Annotated in this window: 19 protein-coding genes; 8 read left to right on the top strand and 11 right to left on the bottom strand. The window is 64.5% G+C overall.

Annotated elements, in window-relative coordinates:
• Nucleotides 1-32: 32 nt before the first annotated feature.
• Together QYC26_RS09815 and QYC26_RS09810 are read left to right on the top strand one after the other, a co-directional pair.
• Nucleotides 33-623: a DUF3800 domain-containing protein gene (locus QYC26_RS09815; protein WP_317512053.1), complete on the top strand. Its 591-nt coding sequence runs from the start codon at nucleotides 33-35 to the stop codon at nucleotides 621-623.
• A 68-nt stretch (nucleotides 624-691) separates the two neighbouring features.
• On the top strand, nucleotides 692-3,913 hold the full coding sequence (locus QYC26_RS09810; RefSeq protein WP_317512052.1) for a DUF3857 domain-containing protein: 3,222 nt from the start codon (nucleotides 692-694) through the stop codon (nucleotides 3,911-3,913).
• A 160-nt stretch (nucleotides 3,914-4,073) separates the two neighbouring features.
• Here the strand turns inward: QYC26_RS09810 and QYC26_RS09805 are convergent, their stop codons facing one another.
• Complete coding sequence (locus tag QYC26_RS09805) at nucleotides 4,074-4,625, bottom strand: hypothetical protein (RefSeq protein ID WP_317512051.1); 552 nt, start codon at nucleotides 4,623-4,625, stop codon at nucleotides 4,074-4,076.
• A gap of 341 nt (nucleotides 4,626-4,966) precedes the next feature.
• On the opposite strand from QYC26_RS09805, the gene QYC26_RS09800 reads away from it, so the two are divergent.
• Both QYC26_RS09800 and QYC26_RS09795 read left to right on the top strand, forming a co-directional pair.
• Complete coding sequence (locus tag QYC26_RS09800; RefSeq protein WP_317512050.1) at nucleotides 4,967-6,097, top strand: sensor histidine kinase; 1,131 nt, start codon at nucleotides 4,967-4,969, stop codon at nucleotides 6,095-6,097.
• Nucleotides 6,098-6,182: 85 nt separating this feature from the next.
• Entirely contained in the window at nucleotides 6,183-6,926 is a 744-nt protein-coding gene (locus QYC26_RS09795; RefSeq protein ID WP_317512049.1) for a LytTR family DNA-binding domain-containing protein, read from the top strand.
• A gap of 136 nt (nucleotides 6,927-7,062) precedes the next feature.
• Here the strand turns inward: QYC26_RS09795 and QYC26_RS09790 are convergent, their stop codons facing one another.
• Nucleotides 7,063-7,458: a UrcA family protein gene (locus QYC26_RS09790; RefSeq protein ID WP_317512048.1), complete on the bottom strand. Its 396-nt coding sequence runs from the start codon at nucleotides 7,456-7,458 to the stop codon at nucleotides 7,063-7,065.
• Nucleotides 7,459-7,796: 338 nt separating this feature from the next.
• Nucleotides 7,797-9,044 (bottom strand): dicarboxylate/amino acid:cation symporter, encoded by a 1,248-nt coding sequence (locus QYC26_RS09785; RefSeq protein ID WP_317512047.1) that lies wholly within the window; start codon nucleotides 9,042-9,044, stop codon nucleotides 7,797-7,799.
• Nucleotides 9,045-9,219: 175 nt separating this feature from the next.
• On the opposite strand from QYC26_RS09785, the gene QYC26_RS09780 reads away from it, so the two are divergent.
• Both QYC26_RS09780 and QYC26_RS09775 read left to right on the top strand, forming a co-directional pair.
• On the top strand, nucleotides 9,220-9,711 hold the full coding sequence (locus QYC26_RS09780) for a MarR family winged helix-turn-helix transcriptional regulator (RefSeq protein WP_317512046.1): 492 nt from the start codon (nucleotides 9,220-9,222) through the stop codon (nucleotides 9,709-9,711).
• Nucleotides 9,712-9,793: 82 nt separating this feature from the next.
• Nucleotides 9,794-10,870, top strand: a complete 1,077-nt coding sequence (locus QYC26_RS09775; protein ID WP_317512045.1) for a tartrate dehydrogenase — start codon at nucleotides 9,794-9,796, stop codon at nucleotides 10,868-10,870.
• A 61-nt stretch (nucleotides 10,871-10,931) separates the two neighbouring features.
• On the opposite strand, the gene QYC26_RS09770 is transcribed toward QYC26_RS09775, so the two are convergent.
• The 5 genes from QYC26_RS09770 to QYC26_RS09750 form a co-directional block, all read right to left on the bottom strand.
• Nucleotides 10,932-12,446, bottom strand: a complete 1,515-nt coding sequence (locus tag QYC26_RS09770; RefSeq protein WP_317512044.1) for a SulP family inorganic anion transporter — start codon at nucleotides 12,444-12,446, stop codon at nucleotides 10,932-10,934.
• Nucleotides 12,443-13,132 carry a carbonic anhydrase gene (locus tag QYC26_RS09765; RefSeq protein WP_317512043.1) on the bottom strand — a complete coding sequence of 230 codons (690 nt, stop codon included), beginning with the start codon at nucleotides 13,130-13,132 and terminating at the stop codon, nucleotides 12,443-12,445. The genes QYC26_RS09770 and QYC26_RS09765 overlap by 4 nt, the downstream gene beginning before the upstream one ends.
• Nucleotides 13,133-13,233: 101 nt before the next feature.
• Nucleotides 13,234-14,547, bottom strand: coding sequence for an ATP-binding protein (locus QYC26_RS09760; protein ID WP_317512042.1), 1,314 nt, complete (start codon nucleotides 14,545-14,547; stop codon nucleotides 13,234-13,236).
• Nucleotides 14,544-15,254, bottom strand: coding sequence for a response regulator transcription factor (locus QYC26_RS09755; RefSeq protein ID WP_317512041.1), 711 nt, complete (start codon nucleotides 15,252-15,254; stop codon nucleotides 14,544-14,546). The genes QYC26_RS09760 and QYC26_RS09755 overlap by 4 nt, the downstream gene beginning before the upstream one ends.
• A 100-nt stretch (nucleotides 15,255-15,354) precedes the next feature.
• On the bottom strand, nucleotides 15,355-16,779 hold the full coding sequence (locus QYC26_RS09750) for an OprO/OprP family phosphate-selective porin (RefSeq protein WP_317512040.1): 1,425 nt from the start codon (nucleotides 16,777-16,779) through the stop codon (nucleotides 15,355-15,357).
• Nucleotides 16,780-16,986: 207 nt separating this feature from the next.
• On the opposite strand from QYC26_RS09750, the gene QYC26_RS09745 reads away from it, so the two are divergent.
• Nucleotides 16,987-17,427, top strand: a complete 441-nt coding sequence (locus tag QYC26_RS09745) for a hypothetical protein (RefSeq protein ID WP_317512039.1) — start codon at nucleotides 16,987-16,989, stop codon at nucleotides 17,425-17,427.
• Nucleotides 17,428-17,499: 72 nt separating this feature from the next.
• Here QYC26_RS09745 and QYC26_RS09740 read toward each other — a convergent pair whose 3' ends face one another.
• The 3 genes from QYC26_RS09740 to QYC26_RS09730 form a co-directional block, all read right to left on the bottom strand.
• Nucleotides 17,500-18,372, bottom strand: a complete 873-nt coding sequence (locus QYC26_RS09740; RefSeq protein ID WP_317512038.1) for a sugar phosphate isomerase/epimerase family protein — start codon at nucleotides 18,370-18,372, stop codon at nucleotides 17,500-17,502.
• A 4-nt stretch (nucleotides 18,373-18,376) separates the two neighbouring features.
• Entirely contained in the window at nucleotides 18,377-19,411 is a 1,035-nt protein-coding gene (locus tag QYC26_RS09735; protein ID WP_317512037.1) for an alpha/beta hydrolase, read from the bottom strand.
• A 113-nt stretch (nucleotides 19,412-19,524) separates the two neighbouring features.
• Nucleotides 19,525-19,668, bottom strand: coding sequence for a hypothetical protein (locus tag QYC26_RS09730; protein ID WP_317512036.1), 144 nt, complete (start codon nucleotides 19,666-19,668; stop codon nucleotides 19,525-19,527).
• A 506-nt stretch (nucleotides 19,669-20,174) separates the two neighbouring features.
• On the opposite strand from QYC26_RS09730, the gene QYC26_RS09725 reads away from it, so the two are divergent.
• The gene (locus tag QYC26_RS09725) at nucleotides 20,175-20,528 is read left to right on the top strand and encodes a helix-turn-helix transcriptional regulator (protein WP_317512035.1); all 354 of its coding nucleotides are present in this window, start codon (nucleotides 20,175-20,177) and stop codon (nucleotides 20,526-20,528) included.
• Nucleotides 20,529-20,535: the final 7 nt, after the last annotated feature.

Here is a 20,535-nt window from a genome sequence, read left to right as displayed (position 1 = left end):
CAGCGCCAATGCTGGGCAGAGAGGGGAAGTGAGTGCCGATCTATTGCGATGAAAGCGGCGGCGTTTCGGCCGGTGCGATGGTCTTTGCCGCCGTGTCGATCGACGCGGATGCCGCCGACGATCTTCTCGACCGCTTCAAGACGGTGACGGGGCTGCGCGGCGAGATGAAGGGCAGCCGGATCTCGCTCGTCGAACGCGCGCTCTTCTTCGAACTGCTCGAACGCTATCACGGCCGCGCGATCGTCGCCGCGTTCGACGACAAGACGATGCCGCGCCCGCAACCCGGCGAGCAGGATTTCGACCTGAAGGTCTATGTCCGCCTGCTCGAACAGGTCGTCGGCGCCTGGTTGCCCGAGGTGGAAGGCTGCGCCGAAATCGTCATCGACGATGGTCGCTATTCCCCCGCGATGCTCGCTGCCGTCCGCGCGGATATCGCCGCGCTGATCGGCACCTGCGGCCGCACCGAACTCGCCGACAGCCGCCGCTCCGCCGGCGTCCAGATCGCCGATGTCATCGCCAATTCCTTCTACAATCTCGCGATCCGCTCCACCCGGTCAGACCGCGTCCAGCGCATCGTCGCGCCCTTTCTGCAAAGCAGCGTGCTGCGGCTGCACCACGGCTGAACATGCGCAGCATTGCCGCAACATAAGGCCATGCTATTGTTTCTCCCGCATTAAGCGGGGGAACAGATTTGAAACGGTGGCTCTTGGGCGCAGCCGTGGTGGCGATGGCCACTGCGGCGCAGGCGGAAGACAAGGTAAAGGTGGGGCCGACACCGGCCTGGGTAGTCAAGGTGGATGCCCCCTCTGCTCCGCCCCCCAAGGAGGAGGGCCTCAGCGCGCGCCTGGCGGATTACCAGATGCGGATCGATGACGCCGGGCTGCATCAATATTCGCGCCAGCTGTTTCACCTGACGACACCGGCGGCGGTTCAGGCGGCGGGCACCGCCACCGTCGCCTGGCAGCCCGAAAAGGGCTCGGCGACGGTCCATACGCTTGCCATCCACCGCGATGGGCAGGTGATCAACGTGCTCGGCGATGGCAGCCACTTCAAGATATTGCAGCGCGAAGCCGCGCTTGAGCAGGCGCAAATCAACGGCATTCGCACCGCAGTGGCACCGGTTCCCGGGCTCAGGGTCGGCGATACGCTCGAGCTGGGGGTCACGATCGACCTCGCCGATGAGGCGCTGGACGGGCATGTCGAGGCGAACAACATGTTCCTCGGCGGCCAAAAGACGGAAAGGCTCCACCTGCGGTACAGCTGGCCCGCCAAGCGCGCGGTGAAATGGCGTTTCGGCAGCGCAATCCCGAAGCCGAAAAAGAGTGATGCCGCCGGCTTCACCACGCTGACCGTCGATCAGTCCAATTACACCAGCGTCAAATTTCCCGATGCCACGCCGGGCCGCTTCGTCGATCAGGGGCTGGTGCAGATTTCCGATTTCGCGGACTGGGGCGCCATTGCGCGCCTGATGGCACCGAAATACGCGCAGGCGGCGATGCTGGCACCGGATTCGCCGCTTGCGGAGGAAATTGCGCGCATTGCCGCGCGCTCAAGCGATCCCATGGCCCGCGCCACCGAGGCGCTGCGCCTTGTCCAGACCGATGTGCGCTATTTCGCCGATCTTGGCGGGCTGGGCAATTACATCCCCACCGCCGCCGACGCCGTGTGGCAGGCGCGCAGCGGCGATTGCAAAGGCAAGACGGCGCTCCTCCTCGCACTGCTTCACGGGCTCGGAATCGAAGCCGCACCCGTGCTGGTTTCCGCGCAACGGTCCGACGGGGTGGACGAAGCCCTGCCCGCGCCCGGGCGGTTCGATCATGTCATCGTGCGCACCACGATCGGCGGAAAAACCTATTGGATCGACGGCACCCGAACCGGTGATGGCGCGATCGACACGATCGACACCCCGCCCTTCAAATGGGGGCTGGTGCTGCGGGGCGATACCACCGCGCTGACGCCGATCGTCTGGAACGGGCCCACTACCCCCACCCATGAATGGCGGCTCGATCTGGATGCACGCAAGGGCCTCGACAAGCCCGCGCAGGCGACGGGAACGGCCATCCTGCGCGGCGACTATGCCATGCAGATGCGCACATTCCTGTCGCTGGTGAACAGCACCCAGCGGGACGAATTTCTGCGCCAGCTATGGGCGGAACGTCATGACTGGGTGTCGATCGACGCGGTTTCGCAAGAGATCGTGGCCACGACAGGCGAAGTTCGTCTGGGCTTTACCGGCACCGCCACGATGGACTGGGACGATGACGGCGCTCTGCGGTACGAGGCAGACAAATCGCGCCTTGGCCGCAACCTTGCGCCCAAAAGGGAAACCGGCGCGCCCGATTTTCCCGTGCTGATCGATGCGAAGCATATCATGACCCACCAGACCATCCTGTTGCCCGATGCGGGCAAGGGGTTTTCGATCGAAGGCGAAAGCTTCGACGAGACCATTGGCGGCGTTCAGTATAAGCGCACCGCCAGCCTGAAGGACGGGCGCTTCGACATGACGGCGCTCGACCGCTCGGTCCCCGGCGAACTAAGCCTTGCCGCCGTCAAGGCGGCCGATTCGCAAAGCGACGACATATTCGCAAAGACCCTGTTCATCCGCGCGCCGAAAAATGCTTCGGAGCCGGCAGCGGCAGCGCCACAATCCACGGAAGCGCAGGCGATTGCCGAAGCCGGCAAGCTTGTGACGAGCGGCACGCCCGAAAAGGCGCTTCTGCTGCTCGATCCGCTGATCGCCCAAGGCAAACGGACGCCCGACACGCTGGCGGCCCGCGCCGGAGCGCAAATCGCCCTGGGCCGTTTTCAGGCTGCAGGACAGGATCTGGACGCTGCACTGGCGACGAATCCCGATCATGCGAACGCAAACTGGATGAAGGCCGAGTTTCTCGTCAGGACCGGCAGGGTTGAAGATGCCATCTACCTGATGGACCGGATCATTCTTCGTGATCCGCAAAATGGACGCGCATATGAAAAGCGCGGCGGCCTGCGCCTGGCGCTAGACCAGTTCGACGCCGCGCAGTCCGATTTCGCCATCGCGGTCGATCGGATGCCAGACGATGTTGAAGCGAATATCGGGCTCACCAGAGCATATACCAGAAGCCGCAATCTCGATCAGGCGCTGGCGGCTGCCGATGCCTTTGCAAAGCGTCTTCCGAACAACCCATATGCCCACGCCCTGCGCGCCAATGCGCTCGTCAATCTCGATCGAAAGAAGGAAGCCCTTGAAGCGATCAAACAATCGCTCGCGCTGCAGCCTTCGGCAGATGCCTATGGCGTACGCTTATCGATGATCGACAGTTATCCCGATACCAGCGCAATAGCCGACGACATTGTCGCGGCGATTGCCATTGAGCCAACGCGCAATTTCGACATGGCCGCCATGAAGCGCGTGGCCGCCGATCAGGGCGCGTTCCAGCGCCTGAAACTGGCCTATGCCGATGCCGCAAAGCAATATCCGACCCATAAAACGCATATCCTGGGCGCCGCCGCAAACCTGGATGCGATTGCAGGCGACCCGGCGCCGTTACTGGCATATCTGGATGGGCTTGTTCAGGAACAACCCGAAAACATGGCGCGTCGGAACAACGCCTGCTGGGAGCGCGCCAACCGCAATATCGGCCTCAACAAGGCGCTTGAGGATTGCACGATTGCCGTGACGCGTACCGGCAACGCCATGTATCTGGACAGCCGTGGCCTCGTTTATCTGCGCAAGGGCGATTATGCGCTGGCGATCGCGGATTATGACGCCGCGCTGACCAAGATGCCCGGATTGGCCCCAAGCCTGCTCGGCCGTGGCATTGCGAAGAAGCGGCTGGGGATGATCAAGGAAGCGGACGCCGATCTGGCGGCGGCCCGCAAGATCGACGCCGATATCGAAGGCCGCTTCGCGGATTTCGGCGTTTCGCCTTGATCCTGAATTTTTTTGACGGCGCGGGGAACCGAAAGCGCCCCCGCCCGTTCTTCCTATGCTCGATCGAAAGAAAGAGCAGATGACAGATCCGCTTCTATTCGGAGTTGGATCGTCAAGGGAGCCCCGCCGCGAAAGCGACGGGGCTTACTTTTTGGGGCGCTCAGCCGCTGGCGCCGTGGGTATCCACCTTTTCCACCCAGTCCGGATAGAAATGCGGTTCGCGTGACGACCAACCCGCTGCCGTTGCCGCCGCTTCGCTGAGCGACTGGAGCAGCATCCGCCGCCGTTCGGGATGAAGGTGCGGCAGCGCCGCCGCCGCGCAAAACGCGCTGGGCAGCCAGGGACGCACATGCGCGCCGAGCAGGCGTTCATAGAGGAAGCGATACGCCCCGAAGCTGTCGATCCGTTCCTGCCCCAGATCGAAGGCAGAGAGCGTGATGAGCGGCGCCAGAAAGCGCTCCACCTCCGCCAACCCGCTATCATCGGGGATCAGCGCGCGGATTTCGGGAAGCCGTTCATACACCCGTGTCTGCGCGTTGATGCTCGCCGACTCGACGATATCGCGCGACCACAGTTCGATCGCGTCGTGCCGTTCCAGCCCCACATCGAGCGAGCGGCGGATATAACGCTGGGTGGAGGCGGGGAAACTGGCAAATTCCTTCAGTTCCGCCAGCGTCAAGGTGCCATCTGCGGGTCGTGATGCAGTGCCCATGGTCGTTACTCCAGACCTTTTGCCCTGAAGCCTTTATACACCCCGCGCGGTTGCCCGCGCTTGAACGGCGCATTCGGCTCCCATTCATCATGGAATCAGAATAACCCGCTGGATTCAATAGGGTTGCGACCAAATAACAATCTTATCGCCTTTCGCGTGCCCGGCGTGGCGCACGGGCAACAGCGCATCCCCTGCAAAGCGCGCCGTTACGCGCGCAAAACCGGGGCGGCGCGCGCCCCCACCCCCGCCCGGTGAGCGGCTTTCGACAAAAGCCGGGGGCCATTCGACGGACGACATAGCGCGCATGGCCATCAACCCGCTTTGTGCGTTACATATTTGTGATGGAATTCGCACAGCACGACATTGAGACTCCGCGCACGGTCAGGCCACTTGTGGCCTTTTATTCGATCATCGGGTTCTGGCTTTTCTACGGGCTTGTCGTGACGCTGCGCGCGGCGGTGATGGATTTCCCCGAACAGGGCGAAATGACCCAGCGGCGCATCGTCGTCACCGCGATCGGAATCGTGCTGACCTGGGGGCTTTATCTGCTCGTGCGCGCCTTTGACCGCCAGCCGCTCTGGGTGCGCGTCGCCACCGCCTTTATCGGCGCCATCCCCTGCGCAATCGCGGTCGCGGCGGCGAATTACTACATGTTCAACGTCTTCGATCCGCACAGCCTGTTGAGCGAGGCGGATATCGAGATGAAGCGCAGCGAATGGCCGATGTGGAAGGAGATTGCCGAGCTGGCGATCAACCGCTTCTTCTTCTTCTGCGCCTGGGCCGCGCTCTATATCGCCATTTCCTATGCCGGCGAGGTGCGCGTGGCCGAACGCCGCGCCGCGCAATATGCGCGCGCCGCGCAGCAGGCCGAGCTGCGTTCGCTGCGTTATCAGGTGAACCCGCATTTCCTGTTCAACACGCTCAATTCGCTGAGTTCGCTGATCCTGAAGAACCGCCCCGAAGAGGCCGAGGCGATGATCATGAACCTGTCGACCTTCTACCGCACCAGCCTGTCGGGCGATCCGCTCGAGGATGTGACGCTGGAAGAAGAGGTGCGCCTGCAAAAGCTCTATCTCGATATCGAGGCGGTGCGCTTTCCCGAACGGCTGCGCACCCGGTTCGACATTCCCGAGGACCTGCTCAGCGCCTGCGTCCCCGGGCTGCTGCTCCAGCCGCTTGTCGAGAATGCGATCAAATACGGCGTGTCGCGCGCCAGCCGCCCGGTCACCATCGCAATCAGCGCGCGATCGGAAAATGGCTGGCTGGTCATCACCATTGCCGACAATGGCAAGGTGGTGAGCCAGGACAATAGCGTCAACAAGATCCAGGGGGCGGGAATCGGGCTCGCCAATGTCCGCGACCGGCTGGCCGCGCGCTTCGGCGATGAAGCACGGATCGAATGGATGTCGCCCGAAGAAGGCGGCTTCATCGTCCGGCTGACCATGCCCGAGACACGCCGTGGCTGCCGCTGACACCCCAGGTCGTTCGGCAAGCGCCCGTTTCGGTGACGAAATTGCCATTCCCTCGCTCGCGGAAATTGCGCTAGACAGGGGGCCGATGCGAACCCTGATCGTCGATGATGAGCCGCTTGCAATCGAGCGCCTGCAACTGATCTGCGCCAAGGAGCCGGCGATTGACGTCATCGGCACCGCTTCCGATGGCGCGGCCGCGCTGCGGCTGACCGAGGCTTTGCAGCCCGATCTGCTGTTGCTCGACATTGCCATGCCCGAACTGGACGGCATCGGCGTGGCGCGCGCGCTGTCGCGCCTGCCCAATGCGCCCGCGATCATCTTCGTCACCGCATTTGACGGCTTTGCGGTCGAGGCGTTCGATATCGAGGCGGTCGATTATGTGCTGAAGCCCGTTGCGCCCGACCGGCTGATGCGCGCGGTGCAGCGCGTCGGCGCGCGCCGCCATGCCGACCAGGACGAAGGCCGCCACACGCCCGATCCCGGCGATGCCGCGCCCTCCCCCTTTGCCAGCGAATTCTGGGTGCCGCACCGTTCCGAACTGGTGCGCATCGCCGCCGAGGATATCGAGCGAATCGACGCCGAGCGCGATTATATGCGGCTGCATGTCGGCGGACGCAGCTTCCTGCTCCACCAGACGATCGCTTCGCTCGAGGAAAGGCTCGATCCCGAACGCTTCATCCGGCTCCACCGCTCCACCATCGTGCGGCGCGATCGGATCCAGCGGCTGCGGCATGACGGGTCGGGGGTCTGGTTCGCCGATCTCGGCGATATCGAGATCCGCATCGGGCGAACCTATCTGCCCGCCGCCAAGGCGCTTGCCGGGCGCTGACCGCACAGGCCGCCGGCCAACAGCGACACAAAAAAACACCCCATAAAAGGCAACGCTCCCGGCCTAAGGGATGGCCGGGAGCGCGCTTGCCTTGTGGGGCAAAGGGGACGGGGTCTGGTCTCCCCGATCCGGTATTTTATGGGCGCGATACGCCGATCATGCGGGCGCCGGCATCGTTGCGGGCGAGTTGGTCGCCGCTGCGAGCGCTGGCAACCGCCAGTTCGATATCGCGCGAGGCGCGGTCCATCGCACCGCTATAGCATTTGCGTGATGCCATTTCCTCGCCCACCGGACGCGGGGCATAGCGGACATCGCAGACCGAGCGGGCGGCGATGCGGACGCGACCCGTGAGCTTGTCGACGCCCTGTTCGGTCATGAGGTTGAGATCGGCATAGCTGACAGCGGCGGTGTGCACGTTGCGATTTGCGGTGGAGACGATCGGTTCCTGGGCAAAGGCCGTAGTGGCGCCCGCGATGAGGGCGGCGCTGGCGATTACAGAACTGATTGCGATGCGCAGAGGGGTGACATGCATTTCTCGATCCTTCCTGAAACTTGTCTTTTCGCCTCGTCGCGGCCCAAGGGGGAGGCTGCTGATCCAAGGTGGGCGAACCGTCCGACTCTGGGACTTCGTTCGATCCGCCTCCCCTTTTTGATAGCCGCACGCGCAGGGCCGGGCATGGCCGGATCGACGGGAAAACGCCTCGTCTCTGCAAACGGCAGGGCGGGCGACGAACGACATAATCCCGTCGACAAGCGACAGGATTTTGCGTCTGAAATGGCGGAAAACCGCCACAAAGTTGCAAGTGAAACGATGATATTTGACGATTCGGCGCCCAATGCCGCGCCGAATCAGGCGGGTTCTACAACCGCTCAGCCATCCGCATCGGCCGCGCGATCCTCAATCCGCTGCAGCACGGTCGTCGCCGCCACGTCCATCGTCACATTGCCGACGGTGCGCACCAGATCGGGGATCATCTCGACCGCGACGAGCAGCGCGAGCGGTTCGATCGGAACCCCCATCGCCGCGGCAATCGGGGTGATCGAGGTAAGGAAGCTCGCCTGCCCCGGCAGGCTGACCGAACCCAGCGTGGTGATCGCCGCCACCGCCGCCCCCACCGCAATCGTGCCGGGGGTGAGCGCGATACCGAACCAGTGCGCGACATAAAGCGCGACCGCGAGGTTCATCGCCGGGCTGGTGACGCGGAAGATCGCGACCGCAATCGGCAGCGAGACATTCGCCACGCCGTGCTGGACGCCGAGCGCCTCGCTCCCGCGCAGCATGGTGGGCAGCGACGCAAGCGAACTTTGCGTGCTGAGCGCCACCGCCTGCGCGGGCGCCACCGCGCGGATGAAGCGGCCGATGGAAACCCCGCCGCCCAGCCGCGCGACCGGATAGGCGAGCAGCCAGGCCGCGAGCCCCGCCGCCGAGACGATGATGATATAATGGACAAGCGCACCGATCGCCGCGGTCCCCGCATGGACGCCGACGACAAAGGCAAGCGCGAGCACGCCGAGCGGCGCGAGCCACAGCACCCAGCCGATCATGACCAGCATGGCATCGGCAATCGCGCCGAAAAAGGCGATAAGCGGCTCGCGCTGCGCGGCGGGAAGCCGCGTCACCGCCAGCGCGAAAAGCGCGGTGAACAGGATGAGCGGCAGCAGCGCGTTGCTCGCGGCGGCGGCCACCGGATTGGTCGGCACCACCGACCGCAGGAATTCGGCCAGCCCGGGCGCGGCGGTCACCGCCGCATGCGGCTGCCCCAGCGCCCCCCGCAGCGCGGCGGCGGCGGCCTCGGGCATCGGCCACAGATTGAGGAGCGCTGGCACGAGGATCGCGGCGATCGCGGTCGACAGCCAGAGCAGCCCGATGAACAACGCCACCGAGCGCAGCGCCAACCCGCCGCCGCGCGCGCTGTCGGCGGTGCGCGCAATGCCGGTGATCAGCAGCGCGATCACCAGCGGGATGATCGTCATCTTGAGCGCGTCGAGCCAGAGCCCGCCCACCGGCTCGGCAATCGCGACCGTCGCGTCGAGATAGGCAAAGCCCGTACGGCTGCACAGGATGCCGAGCACCAGCCCGACGACAAGACCCGCTACGATGCGCCAGGCGTGCGCCATGTACGTCCCCCGATGGAATATTCCCCCCGCGCTTAATCCAATTTCTGCAACGGATGAAATGATTTGCGGTCGAAAGACAGTTGCAAAGAATTTGTCGTGTCTTCACAAAGTGATGGCAAATGACAACAATGTCATTACGTTATCGGAATGGTCGGACTCGGAAGTGGAGCGGACTGTGTCGAATAAAAACCGTCAGGGCGCATCAACTGTTGCACCGGGGCATTGGCCCCCCATCACAAGCGCAGCAGCGGTTTGTGGAACCCGCGCCACGCTCATCCATCCCGATCAGCGCTGGCGCATCGCCCTGGCCGAAGCCATCCTGCGCGCCCGCGCGGTCCGCCGTGATATCTTCAACCCCGGCTATTTCGGTGAAGCCGCGTTCAACATGCTGATCGACCTGTATATCTGTCGCCAGCGCGGACGGACCGTCTATCAGAACGATGCCTATATCGCCTCGATGGTGCCGGCGACCACCGCCTATCGCTGGCTGCTCGTGCTGAAGCGCGACGGGATGGTCCAGCTGAGCGGCGATGTATCCGATCGGCGGCGCGGCATCGTTTCGATCACCGATACCGGAGTCGCCCGGGTCGACGCGATGCTCGATGCGTGGGCCGCGATTACCGGCGAGATGATCCACCGCTTTCCACGCGATCTCGCGCCGAACTGAACGCCCCCCCCTAAATCCGGGTCGTCACCCGCAAGCCCCGCTGGCAGACCGTCCGCCGAACACGCGCAGGAAGGAAAACGCCATGGCACGGGATCGCCATTATCGTATCGCCGTCATCGCCGGGGACGGCATCGGCAAGGAAGTGATGCCCGAAGGCGTGCGCGTGCTCGAACGCGCGGCCGCGCTCCACGGCTTTACCATCGAGCAGCAATGGCATGATTTCGCGAGCTGCGACTATTATGCCCGCCACGGCCAGATGATGCCCGATGACTGGAAGGAGCGGATCGGTGCGGCCGACGCCATCTTCTTCGGCGCGGTGGGCTGGCCCGATACGGTGCCCGACCATGTCTCGCTCTGGGGATCGCTGCTCCAGTTTCGCCGCGAATATGATCAATATGTCAATCTGCGCCCCGCGCGGCTGATGCCGGGCGTCCCCTCGCCGCTCGCCGGGCGCGGGCCGGGCAGCATCGATATGTGGATCGTGCGCGAGAATACCGAGGGCGAATATTCCTCGGTCGGCGGCCGCATGTATCCGGGGACCGAGCGCGAGATCGTGCTGCAGGAAACGGTGATGTCGCGCCACGGCGTGGACCGCGTTCTGCGCTATGCCTTCGAACTCGCCAATCGCCGTCCGAACCGGCACCTGACCTCGGCCACCAAATCGAACGGCATCGCGATCACCATGCCCTATTGGGACGAACGCGTGGAGGCGATGGCGGCGCATTATCCCGATGTGCGCTGGGACAAATATCATATCGACATCCTGACCGCGCAGTTCGTGCTCAACCCCGACCGGTTCGACGTCGTCGTCGCGTCCAACCTGTTCGGCGACATCCTCTCCGATCTCGGCCCCGCCTGCACGGGAACGATCGGGGTGGCGCCTTCGGGCAACATCAATCCCGATCGCACCGCGCCGTCCTTGTTCGAGCCCGTCCATGGATCGGCGCCCGACATTGCGGGCAAGGGCATCGCCAATCCGGTGGGGCAGATCTGGTCGGCCGCGATGATGCTCGAGCATCTGGGCGAGGCGGAGGCGGCTGCCGCGATCATGCGCGCGATAGAAACCGTGCTCGCCGATCCCGCGCTGCGTACCGCCGATCTGAAGGGCAGTGCCGATACCGTGACTTGCGGCAAGGCAGTGGCCGAAGCGCTCGGCTGATATGCGCCCATGAAAAAAGGGCGGGGTGGTTTCCCACCCCGCCCCCCGGGAGCATCCGGTATCAGGCGGCCGCCCAGCGCGCGGCGTTCGAACAGGATCCGGCCACCTCGACCGTCGCGCCCGCCTCGCGACGGCGCTTGATCCAGTCCTCGATCATCTCGGCGCAGGTATGATCGACATGGCTCATCCGTTCGAGGTTGAGCTTCAGCCGGTCGCCCTGCGGCGCGGTATCGAGCGCGGCGCTGATCTTGGGCAGCGCGACGAAGGTTGCCGCCCCATCGAGCACGATTTCGGGCGTCTCGCCGTGCAACCTGTTCTCGACGCGCAGCGCCAGCCTGCGGACATGCGGGATCAGTTCGAGCATCGAGAGCGCAAGGCCAACAAGCACACCGGTCAGCAGATCGGTCGCCACCACCATGGTGAAGGTGCCGGCCCAGACGAGCGCGGGCAGCAGACCATAGCGCGAGAAAAGATGGCGGACATGATCGAAGCTCACCAGCTTCCAGCCCGTCACCACCAGCACGCCGGCCAGCGCCGCCATCGGGATCTCGCGCAGCAGCCAGGGCAGGAGCGCGACGAAACCGAGGATCCAGACACCGTGGAGCACCGCCGACAGGCGCGTCACCGCCCCCGCCTGCACATTGGCCGAGCTGCGCACGATCACGCCCGTCATCGGCAGCGCGCCGGCAAAGCCGCACAGCAGATTCCCGACACCCTGTGCGCTCAGTTCCTTGTTGTAATTGGTGCGCACGCCATTGTGCATCCGGTCTACCGCCGCCGCCGACAAAAGCGTTTCGGCGCTGGCGATAAAGGCGATCGCGATCGCGGTGGTGATGATCGTGGGGTTCATCAGCATCGCGCCAAGGCCCGCCATATCGGGCAGGTCGATCGCGCCGGTGATCGATTCGGGCACGTTGACGCGGATCACCTCGAGGTTGAGGCCCGAGGCGAGCAGCGTCGCGGCAACCACGCCGATCAGCGCGCCGGGGATGAGCCGCAGCGATTTCGGGTGCCAGCGGCCCCAGGCGAGCATCGTGCCGATGGTGACCAGACCCGTGATCAGCGCCGCCGGAATTCCGCCGCCCGAAGGCGAGAGCCCCAGGACACGGCCGGGCATGGCGAGCAGATTCTCGATCCCGCCGGCCAGCGGCTTGGCATCGAACAGCACATGGAACTGGCCGACGACGATCAGCAGGCCGATACCCGCGAGCATGCCGTGCACCACGGCGGGGGAAATCGCGCGGAACCAGCCGCCCAGCTTGAACAGCCCGGCGACAATCTGGATCGCGCCCGCCAAGATCAGGATCGGCCCGAGCGCGGACAGCCCCTGTTTCTGGACGATTTCGAAGACGATGACGGCAAGGCCCGCCGCCGGGCCGCTCACCTGAAGCGGTGAACCGGCGAGCATGCCGACGACGATGCCGCCGATGATCCCGGTGATCAGCCCCTTTTCAGGCGGCACGCCCGAAGCGATCGCAATGCCCATGCAGAGCGGCATCGCGACGAGGAAGACGACGACCGACGCGGTAATGTCGCGAACGGCCGTCTTTCCCGGTGCACCGGCGGCGATGCTCATTCCGCGGCCTCGGCAAAGGCGGCGGCGCGGCGCGCCGCGTGCGGCAGCGCAACCGGCAGCGGCTGATCCTCGCGCAGCGGCACGAACTGGCCGGTTGCACCGTCAAGACCAAGCACCAGACCGGCATGGATGTCGACGAACCAGCCGTGCAGCGCGATTTCACCGCGCGCAATGCCCGCCGCCACCGAGGGATGGGTGCGCAGGTGGTTGAGCTGCGCGACGACATTTTCGAGCGATACCGCGCGAATGCGGTCGTCGCGATCGAGCGTGGGATAGCTTTCGTCGACCACCTTGTACGCGGCGGATGCATGGCGCAGCCACGCCGCGACATTGGGCATGCCGGTCAGATCCTGTTCGCAGGCGAGCGCCTTCATCGCGCCGCAGTCCGAATGGCCGCAGACGATGATGTCGCGCACGCCGAGCGCGGCGACCGCATATTCGACGGTCGACGACACGCCGCCATTGGCCTGCGAAAAGGGGGGAACGATATTACCGGCGTTGCGGCAGACGAACAGATCGCCGGGCTGCGCCTGCATGATGTGTTCGGGAACGACGCGCGAATCGGCGCAGGAAATCATCAGCGCCTTGGGGCTCTGCCCGTCGCTCGCCAGACGCGAATAGAGCGCGCTCTGGTTGGGGAAGACCTGCTTTTCAAAGCTGAAAACGCGGCCAATGAGCTCGTTCATGGGGGACTCCTCGACTGGTGCCGGTCACTTCCCGGCTTTCCGTCAAGCTACCCCCCGAGTTTTTCTGCGATGCAGCAATCCTGTAAGAAAATGTTTCCCGCTCAACGATGCGGCAGGCGGATCTCCGCGCGCAGGCCGCCATTGGAACGGTTGCTGAGGATCAGCCGCCCCCCCTCGCGCTTGGCCATGCGGTGCGCGATGGGGATGCCCAGCCCCAGCCCATGGGTATCACGGCTGCGCGCGGGATCGAGCCGCACAAAGGGTTCGAGCACATGTTCCAGCTCGCTTTCGGGAATGCCCGGGCCATTGTCCTCGACGCACAGGGACACATATCCGGGCGACTGTTCCACCGAGACATGCGCGCCATCGGCATATTTGATCGCATTCTCGATAAGGTTTGAGAGAGCACGTTTCAGCGCGAGCGTGCGGACGGTCACCTCAAGATGATCGGGCCCGCGATACGAGGCGTTCTCCCCCATATCGCACATATCGTCGACCAGCGTCTGCGCCAGCACCGCGACATCGGCCTGAACCGGCCTTTCGGGATCGCTGTCGCCCCCGAAATAGGCCATGAGCGAGGCGACCATCGCCTCCATCTCGTTGACGTCCTTTTCGATCGGCGCGCGGACGCTCTGGTCGGCGATCAGCTCGGTGCGCAGCTGCAGCCGCGCAAGCGGGGTGCGCAGATCATGCCCCACCGAGGCGAGCGCCTCGGTCCGGTCGTTGATCGCCTGATGAATGCGTTCCTGCATGACGTTGAACGCGCGCACCACGCGGCGGATTTCGGGAACCCCGGTTTCGGGCACATGCACGCGCTCGCCATTGCCGATCCGCACCGCCGCATCGGCAAGCATCCGCATCGGTGAGAGCATCCGCCCCGCCAGCACCCCGCCGATAAGGATGAGGACAACCGCGGGGATCAGCGAGCGGAGAAAGCCGCTGAAATGGAATTTGGGATGGGTGACGAGCTGCGTCGTCCGGAATTCGAGCTGGCTGCCATCGTTCAGCCGCAACTGGCCGTTGATCACCCCCTCGCGCTCGGGCTTGGCGAGATCGAGACACAGGTCATTCTTGGCGAGGGAGGGCTGGCGCAGCAACATCTGCGCGCGCGTTTCATCGAGCGCGGGGTTGTGCGGCAGCGGCGGCACCGCGTCATCCTGCCAGCGCACCTCAAGCGGCGCGCTCGACAGGCTCGCCGCCAGATCCTCGCGCTCGTCCTCGGGCTCGCCGTTCATCAGCCGCGTCGCAATGGCCAGCTGATCGGCCACGCGGTGCAGTTCCTCGGTATGAACGCGCAGCTGGCTGTCGCGTTCATGAAGGAGCGTGCTGACCGCGACCTCGATGATCAGCGCGAGCAGCAGAATCGCGAAAAAGCCACCAAACAGCCCGACCGACGGACGCAGGGTCAGTCTCACTGGCGGGTGACCGCCGCGCTGAACATATAGCCGACACCGCGCACGGTGACGATCGGCGCGACCGCGCTGGGGCGCGACAATTTGCGCCGCAACCGGCTGACGAGCACGTCGATGCTGCGATCGGAGGAATCACCCAGCCGCGTGCGCGACAATTCGATCAGCCGTTCGCGCGCGATCACGCGCTGCGGATTTTCCAGAAAGGCGGACAGCAGGTCGAACTCGGCCCCGGTCAGGTCGACCACCGCGCCGGTGGGCGAAATCAGCTCGCGCCGGGCAAAGCGCACTGTCCAGCCGTCGAAACCGGCCTGCCCCTGCCCACCCTCGCCGTGCTGGCGATCGAGCCCGCCGCGCCGCAGCACCGCGCGGACACGCGCGATCAGCTCGCGCGTGCTGAACGGCTTGGGCAGATAATCGTCGGCGCCCAGCTCAAGCCCGACGACACGGTCGGTCTCGGTGCCCTTGGCGCTGACGAAGATGATCGGCACCTCGCTGCGCTGGCGGATCTGGCGGCACAGGTCGAGCCCGTTGGTGCCGGGCAGCATGATATCGAGCAGCACCAGATCGACGCTGCCCGCATCGAACGCATTCCACATTTCCGGGGCGGACGATGCGGGCCGGACGCGGTAACCATTCTGCTGCAGCGCGCGCGCGGTGAGCGTGCGCAGCGCGGGATCATCCTCGACAAGCAGAATAACGGGAGCGGACATGCGGCAGATATTTCCAGATTTCGGTTGCCCCCGGAGATAGGAAGCCAAGGCCAGCCTATCCACCCATGCCCGCACCCGGCAACATTTCGTTACACGGGTCTCAGAAATCGAGCTCCATCCGCGTCGCCAGCATGTGCAGCCCGTAATCGCGCCGCCCGCCGAGCAACAGCGCCGCGCGGTCATATTCGAGATAGCCGTAATTGAGGTTCAGACGCAGATAGCGCATCGGCGTCCAGATGAGCGAGGCGAGATAGGCATTCTGCTTGCCGCCGACGAACGGCCCATCGTTGAGGTCGAGATAGTCATAGCGCAGATTGACCTGCCATGCGCCCGGCCCGCCCTTGTCCATCGGGCGTTTCGGACTGGTCGATCCGAAGATGGTGTTGGCATAGGCGCGGCTGTCGCCCTTGGTCAGGAAATAGCCGACCTCGGCATAGCCGCCGAAATAGGAGGGGTTGCGCGCATCGACGACGTCGGGGCGCAGCCAGTTGGCTTCGGCGGCCGCATGCCAGGGGCCATGGATCGCCGCGAATTCGAGGCCGTAGTTCAGCTCTTCGGCGATCGAGGCCGACGGCGTCGCCAGAATGCGGCTGTCGGTGCTGTGCAGGAAGGGCCGCTGGCGATAGGAAATCGGGATGCCCGACAGGCGGTTGAGCTTGCGCCAGTGCGCCGAGCCGCCGAAGTGCAGCTGGGTGGTGCCGACCATGGGGGCATAGACGACGCGGCCATCGAGGCTGAAGGCGTTGTTTTCATCGGCCTTCACACCGTCGCTCGCGGCCAGTGCGTTGATATCGTCGGCGAACACGCCCGCCTGCAGCGTCAGCGCATCGAGCTTGTACTGCGCCGAGATGCCGAGCCGGCGTTCGAAGCCGAACGCATCGGTAAACGCCGCGCGCTCCATGAACGAACCGGTGGTGTCGCCGGTGAGTTCGTCGAGCGACTGGAACTGGTTCTGGTTACCCACCGTGAGCGCCAGATTATCCTTCTTGAAGGTCACGAAGGTGTCGACGAGATCGACCTTGTTGTCCGACAGTTCAAGCTCGAGCTTGTAGCTCAGATTGTCGGTGAACTGCCCTTCGGCGCCCAGCCGGATACGGCGAAACTCGGTGGAAAAGCCAAGGCCCGGATCTTCCTTGGCGCCGGGGCCGCCGACATAGCCGGCATCGACCTGGATGCGCCCCTTGGGCTTGAAGGCGTGGCCGCCATCGACGATCTGGGGAGAACCCTTCCATTCCACCTTGGCACCGGCAAGCTTTGCGGGCTCCGCCTTGGCGGGTGTGCCCGGTGCAGGGGCTGCGGCAGGCGGCGTCGCGGGGGCGGCGGCAACTGCGGTATCAGCGGGCGCCTGCGATCCGTCAGCGGCAAGCCGCGCCTCGATCCTGGCGAGCGATGCCTTCAGCCGTGCCACCTCCTCGCGAAGCGCCGTCGCCTCTTCCTGGCTCAGCGGCTGTGCCGACGCCAGAGAGGGGCAGGCCAGCAAGATTCCCGTGCCCGTTAGCAAGGCAGCCCGCAGCCGCTTCGACATCAAGAAAATCCTTTCGCAGGGTAGGGTTGTCACCGTTCGGAGCGGGCAATTATTGCGGTGCTGTGACAGCGCAATGACCTATTTATTGCACAAAAATGACAGTCAAATAAGCCGGAACCGGCAATATTTTGTTACAAACCATTGGTTTCTAGGCAACATCTGCCGCCTAGGTTCGCGCCATCCCTCCCAATGGACGAACGAACAGATATGTTTTTTTCTTCGCGTATCCTCGCGCCGCTCGCCCTGGCCGCGCTTGCCACCCCCGCTTTGGCGACGACCATCGACCATCAGGTCCCCTCGCCGCAGGGCGCGCTGCAGCTGCGCTACACCCCCGAAATGACGCTCAGCGTGTCGCAGCGGGGTCTTGGCCCGCGCGAAATGCCGCGTTGCGCATGGAAGACCCGCTATGCGCTCGAACGCACGGTCACCCGCGCTGATGGCGCCGTCATCGCGCCGCTCGCGCGCGTCACCCCGCTCGCCGAGCCGCAATCGGGGATGAGCACGGGATCGTGCACCAAGGTCCGCCGCGAAATGGCGAATGGCGGCGCGCTGCCCGAATCGATCCGCAGCCTCGCCCAGACCGAGGCCGCGCGCGATGCAAGGCAGTTCGAAACCGAATTGCCCCAGTTCCTTGCCATGAACCCCTGAGCCGGTGTGACGGGCGAAACAAGACCACAGCCCGTTGCTTTCGATCCCGGCGAATCCCTCTAATCGCCGAGGTTACCCCCCGACAGTGCCGGAAAGGGCACGATCCACGCCTGCGAGACGCGCGATCAGCAGCGCCTCGCCTTCGGCACTGTCGGTTTCGGGCTCATGTTCGATCTCGAACAGCCCGTCATAGCCATCGGCGCGGACGGCATTCAAAAAGGGTACCCAATCGGTGCGCCCGCCGCCCACATCGATGCGCCCGACACTACCATCGCGCGGCATGTCCGCCAGCTGCACCGCGCCGATCAGCCCCTGCACGCGTCGATAGGCAGCGAGTATATCAGCGCCGTCCATCGCAACATGGCCCGCATCGAACATCAGCCGCACCGCCGGATGATCGGCCGCACGAACGATGGCGAGGGCGGTATCGAGGCTGTCGACCAGCATGTCGGGAAGCCAGGCCGCTGCCGTCGCCTCGACGCAGAGCTTAACCCCCGCCCGCGCTGCCCGGTCGCCCGCGCGGCGCAGATTCTCTGCCATCGCGGTCCGTTGACGAAGCAGGTCGGCGTGCGGATCGCGGCCCGTGACGCAGGTGATCACCGTCCCGCCGATCCGCTGCGCGGTTTCAAGGCTGTGCGTCAGCGCGGCATCGAGCGCGGCGCGCGCCTCGGCACCCACCACGCTCCAGCATGGTTGGTTCCAGTGCGCGGGATCATGGACAAAACTTCCCATAACCAGCCCGCGCCTGGTCGCATGGGCCGCGATCCGCGCCTGATCCTCGGGCGCGCGAAACGCGGCGTAATTGTCCTGCACCCCGGCAAAGCCGAGATCGGCGAGCCGGTCGATCTGGTCGAAGGGATCGGCCGAACGCGCGCTGTGGCGAAACAGCGGCGCCTCGGGCCCGCGTAGCCCGAGATGCCCTGTATAGCGCAGCGTCCAGCCCATAGCGTCAGCGCTGGCTGGCGAGGAAGTCGAGCAGCACGCGGTTGAACGCGGCGGGCTGTTCCTGCTGGACGAAATGCCCGGCGCCGTCGATCCCGACAATGCCGGTGAGCCCGGGCACGCGGCGCTCCATCCGTTCGCGCCACTCAGGGAAGAAGCCGAAGGACGGGTCCTTGTCGCCGTACACGAACAAGGTCGGCACGGTCACGTCATGATCGGCCCATGCGCGCCCGATTTCCCAATTGGCGTCCGCCGTCCGGTAGGAATTAAGGCCGCCAATCACCCGCTGCATCATGTCGGGATGGTCATAGCCTTCGACGAACCGGTCGAACTCGGCGCTGCTCAGCCACGGCCAGGGCAGCTCCGGCGCGGGCGGCAGCGCATCGAGATAGCCATGATCGGCGCTTTCCACCCCCACCCAGTTCCACAGATCGCCGTCCGCCGACAGCGCATAGAAATCGCGCTTCAGAAACTCGCGCAAATTCTCGCCCAGCTCGCGTTCGGCGGGGCCGACTTGCTGGAAATAATGGAGGTGAAGGAAATGCTGCTCCGCCATCGCGGCGAACCGCGCCGAGGGCAGCTGATCGGGCGAGGCCATGACCGGCGCGATCGGCGCATCGGCGGGCAGACGCGGCGCACCGCCCAGCATCGCGCGGCCGGCCAGATCATAGTCATAGGGAATGGTCGTCAGCAGCGCGCGGACCCGTTCGGGCGCGCGCACCGCAAGGTTCCACGCATATTGCGCACCGAAATCCTGCCCGACGACATAGGCCTGCTCTGCCCCGAAATGATCGAGAATGGCGAGCAGATAGCGCTGCATATGCGCCGAATCGTAAAGCGCGGGGTCGCTCGGCCGATCGCTTTTGCCATAGCCGAGCGAATCGATCGCGACGGCGCGGAAGCCCGCCTCGGCGAGCGGGCGCATCTGGTGCCGCCACGACCAGGCGAGGCCGGGAAAACCATGCACCATCAGAACGACGGGGCCTTCGCCCTCGACCACCGCGTTGATGGCTACGCCGCCAACGTCAATCCGCTCCTCCACGCCATTCTCTCCCGTTACTTTTTCTGTTCAGGGCCTGTTGTAACCGAGAGCGTATCGGCAGGGTCAGCAGCAATTTTGTCGCAACGTGCTGATACAACCCGTCTTTTCGCGCATCAGGCGCCGCCCTGCACGTTGATCGGCGGGGCGAGCGGGTTGATATTGTCGGGTTTGGGCTGCTGGCCCTTTTCCACCTGCTCGACACCGCGATCCTTTTTTTCGGCTGCCTGCGGTTTCGGGTCCTTGGTCTTGCTGTTCATGATGGTTGGCCTCCGTTTCGTCTTTCCACCCATTGAACCAACCGTCCGCGTGCACCGACGGTTCCGACGCCGCGCACGGCTCGCCGCGTGCGGGAATGCGTTGGAGGATAAACCTTTCCGTTCGGGGCGAAGAGCGCGTGCCGCCGATTCGCTTTTGTCGCCAGCGCCCCTCGCAAAAATGGGTGCCGCAACCAACACACCGGTCAGTAAGCAAGACGATACTGCAAAGTACGGAATTACAAATTACTGTAAAAAAGGATTATTTCGGCAAGACGACAGTCATTGAAAAAGGAAGCCTGTTCTTTCAATTGATTATTGCCGCCTTACCCCGGCACTTGTATCCTTAACCAATCATGCGGGGTGTGGGACTCGCATGGGGTCGCTGAGTTGAGATCCACCTTTTGGGTGGATTTTCTGGTTTTTGAACACACACCGGAACCAATGCGGCTCGTGGGGTAAGAGAGGGAATTACTCGCGGAGCGCCCCGGACCTAAAAGGGGAAGCAGATGATTGATCAGCATTATGGCGCTGCCGGGCTCACCGGCCGTGAATACCAGATCCTTGAGCTTGTCGCTCAGGGTTATTCGGCCAAGGAAGTCGCGCAGCGAATCGATATCGCGCCGCGCACTGTCGAGCGTCATATCGACAATGTCCGCCTCAAACTTCAGGCGCGCAACCGCACCCATATGGTAGCCAAGGCCATTGCCGCGCAAATCCTGTCGATCGAGGGTCGACGCATCCCGGAAATCGCCGCCGCGATCGCCAATGGCCGTTGCCCGGCGGACATGCTGGCCCGCACGCCGATCGGCTATATGCCAGCCGCCGGCGAAGCCGATAAGGCGCCCAAGATCTGGCATTGATGTGCGG

The sequence above is a fragment of the Sphingomonas sp. C3-2 genome (assembly GCF_033025475.1).
Lineage (GTDB): Bacteria > Pseudomonadota > Alphaproteobacteria > Sphingomonadales > Sphingomonadaceae > Sphingobium_A.
Note: the sequence above shows the minus strand (reverse complement) of the source record. Positions and strands in the feature narration are given on the sequence as shown.

Coding starts and splice junctions, on each gene's coding strand:
- QYC26_RS09790 (WP_317512048.1), bottom strand. CDS start 7,458: ATGCATGTCACCCCTCTGCGCATCGCAATCAGTTCTGTAATCGCCAGC.
- QYC26_RS09730 (WP_317512036.1), bottom strand. CDS start 19,668: ATGAACAGCAAGACCAAGGACCCGAAACCGCAGGCAGCCGAAAAAAAG.
- QYC26_RS09795 (WP_317512049.1), top strand. CDS start 6,183: ATGCGAACCCTGATCGTCGATGATGAGCCGCTTGCAATCGAGCGCCTG.
- QYC26_RS09745 (WP_317512039.1), top strand. CDS start 16,987: ATGTTTTTTTCTTCGCGTATCCTCGCGCCGCTCGCCCTGGCCGCGCTT.
- QYC26_RS09800 (WP_317512050.1), top strand. CDS start 4,967: ATGGAATTCGCACAGCACGACATTGAGACTCCGCGCACGGTCAGGCCA.
- QYC26_RS09775 (WP_317512045.1), top strand. CDS start 9,794: ATGGCACGGGATCGCCATTATCGTATCGCCGTCATCGCCGGGGACGGC.
- QYC26_RS09805 (WP_317512051.1), bottom strand. CDS start 4,625: ATGGGCACTGCATCACGACCCGCAGATGGCACCTTGACGCTGGCGGAA.
- QYC26_RS09770 (WP_317512044.1), bottom strand. CDS start 12,446: ATGAGCATCGCCGCCGGTGCACCGGGAAAGACGGCCGTTCGCGACATT.
- QYC26_RS09755 (WP_317512041.1), bottom strand. CDS start 15,254: ATGTCCGCTCCCGTTATTCTGCTTGTCGAGGATGATCCCGCGCTGCGC.
- QYC26_RS09765 (WP_317512043.1), bottom strand. CDS start 13,132: ATGAACGAGCTCATTGGCCGCGTTTTCAGCTTTGAAAAGCAGGTCTTC.
- QYC26_RS09740 (WP_317512038.1), bottom strand. CDS start 18,372: ATGGGCTGGACGCTGCGCTATACAGGGCATCTCGGGCTACGCGGGCCC.
- QYC26_RS09750 (WP_317512040.1), bottom strand. CDS start 16,779: ATGTCGAAGCGGCTGCGGGCTGCCTTGCTAACGGGCACGGGAATCTTG.
- QYC26_RS09785 (WP_317512047.1), bottom strand. CDS start 9,044: ATGGCGCACGCCTGGCGCATCGTAGCGGGTCTTGTCGTCGGGCTGGTG.
- QYC26_RS09725 (WP_317512035.1), top strand. CDS start 20,175: ATGATTGATCAGCATTATGGCGCTGCCGGGCTCACCGGCCGTGAATAC.